Source organism: Corallococcus sp. AB049A (genome assembly GCF_003668885.1).
Taxonomy (GTDB): Bacteria; Myxococcota; Myxococcia; order Myxococcales; family Myxococcaceae; genus Corallococcus; species Corallococcus interemptor.
Map to the genome: position 1 here is coordinate 1 of NZ_RAWL01000756.1, position 1841 is coordinate 1841.

Sequence of the window (1841 nt, forward strand, 5' to 3'; positions counted from 1 at the left end):
GCGCTGAGCTGGGGCGCGCGGGCGGCCGCGTCCGCGGGCAAGGGCATCCTGGGCGGGCTGGGCGGCAGCTTGCAGGACCGCGTGCGCGAGGTCATCGACGGCTCCATGGCCCTGGTGCAGCGGCGGATCGCCGACCGGCTCGCCAGCGAGGACACCGCCCGGGCCCTGGGGGCACGGCGCCAGAAGATCTTCCTGACCACCCTGGAGAAGACGGAGGCCGAGGTCGCGCAGGCGCTGGGCCAGGTGCCCCACGAGCAGATCGACGGCCTGCTGCCCCAGGTGATCGCGCACAACCTCGCGCGCCCCGAGGTGCGCGAGGGACTGAAGGCCGAGCTCCACGCCGTCGTGGAGGAGCTGTCGCGGCACACGGTGGGAGAGCTGCTCGACCAGGCCGGACTGCGGGACGCGACGCGCCAGTGGTTGCACGCGCACGGCCTGCCCTTCGCGCGCACGCTGGCGCAGGCCGTGCGGTCAAAGAAGGGCTAGTAATTGAGCCAGCGGTAACCCGAGCTCGCCGAGCCCGAGCAGATCAGCGAGTTCGTCGTCTGGCTCGTGGTGTTGCAGCACTCCTTCGTCGCGCCCGGGGTCGTGCACCGCAGGTTCACATACAGGCTGCACGAAGGCAGTCCCGCCGTACAGGTGCCCGACTCGGACACCGTCCGAGCTTCGGCCTCGGGGGCCATCGTGTCGTCCAGGGCCGGGCCTCCGCACCCGATGAGGGAAAGGCCGAACCACGTCACCATCGCCGCGAGTGAGAGCTTCATGGGAAACCCCAGGGGGTCCTTCGAGTGGACTTCAAATTCTAATATGAAAACCCCGGCATCTCGCCAGAAGACGTCCAACCTGAAAGGCAAGCCCCATGCTCCAGCGAATCGCAGTCGTCCTGACCGTCCTCACGCTCTTCGGATGTGGCCCCGGCCTCGAGCCGGGTGACGATGCACTTCTCACGCAGGACACGACCGCGAGCGAGAGCGCCGACGCGGCAGGTCAGGTCGAGCAGTCCGTCACGTACAATGCGTGCGCATGTCTGGACCCGTCGCGCGTGATGGATTGCGGCACCGGCTCCACCTGCACCGGGTATCGCCAGACCAGCACCCGGGATTCGTACTATTGCCAGAAGGACAACCGGAGCTTCACCTGTCCGCACTACGCCGCCTACCAGTGCCGGAAGACCAATTATCAGCCCAACGGTCTCCCCTGCTGCTCCGGTCGCGCCGCGTACGTGGGCAGCCTGTTGCTCTGCCAGTAGCACGTCCAAAGAAGAAGGCCCCGGCGCACCTGAGGGTGCCCGGGGCCTGGTGACAATCCGTGGAGCTGGCGGCCTACTCGAACACGCCAATGCCCGGGTCGCTGCCACCGGTCTTCGCGGGCTTGGTGGGCCGGGGCGGCGGCGCGGCGCGCACCGGATCCAGGCGCACGCTCACGTGCTGCTCCGCCGTGTCCGCGAGCCGGCTGTAGTCCAGCCGCTTCTCCTGGTCCTGGTGCCCCGCGAGCTTGAAGCGCAGCACGGAAGCCTTCTCTCGCGGGAGCATCAGCTTCGTGGGCGTGGTGCCAATCTGCGCCTCCCCGTCGAAGATGGCCGCGCCGGACGGCGTGGAGGTGAACTCCACCGTCACGTCCTGCGGCAGCGCCGCCGGAGGAGGCGTCGCCGGGGGCTCCTGCACTCGCGTGGGCGGTGCCTCCACGGGCACCCTCGGCTGCATCACCGCCACGGGGCCTGAGACCGGAGCCATCTCGCCTTCGCCCTTCGCCATCACGAACGCCACGCCCGCGCCAATCAGCAGCAGCGGCACTCCGATGATGGCCGCCTTCACGCCCCCGGACCTGTCTCTTATACACCT

General features: G+C 69.0%; 3 protein-coding genes and 1 pseudogene. 2 read left to right on the plus strand and 2 right to left on the minus strand.

Translation table 11 applies throughout. The features are described from left to right. On the plus strand, positions 1 to 486 hold a 486-nt coding region (locus D7X55_RS43765), incomplete at its 5' end, for a hypothetical protein (RefSeq protein ID WP_158626492.1). On the opposite strand, the gene D7X55_RS39080 is transcribed toward D7X55_RS43765, so the two are convergent. Next, positions 483 to 764, minus strand: a complete 282-nt coding sequence (locus tag D7X55_RS39080) for a hypothetical protein (protein WP_147442676.1) — start codon at positions 762 to 764, stop codon at positions 483 to 485. The two genes, D7X55_RS43765 and D7X55_RS39080, sit on opposite strands and share 4 nt — an antisense overlap. 95 nt (positions 765 to 859) lie before the next feature. Here D7X55_RS39080 and D7X55_RS39085 point away from each other — a divergent pair, with 95 nt between their 5' ends. Next, on the plus strand, positions 860 to 1249 hold the full coding sequence (locus D7X55_RS39085) for a hypothetical protein (RefSeq protein ID WP_120547380.1): 390 nt from the start codon (positions 860 to 862) through the stop codon (positions 1247 to 1249). A gap of 73 nt (positions 1250 to 1322) precedes the next feature. Here D7X55_RS39085 and D7X55_RS39090 read toward each other — a convergent pair. Next, positions 1323 to 1841 (minus strand): annotated as a pseudogene (locus D7X55_RS39090) (protein kinase); the annotation flags it as partial.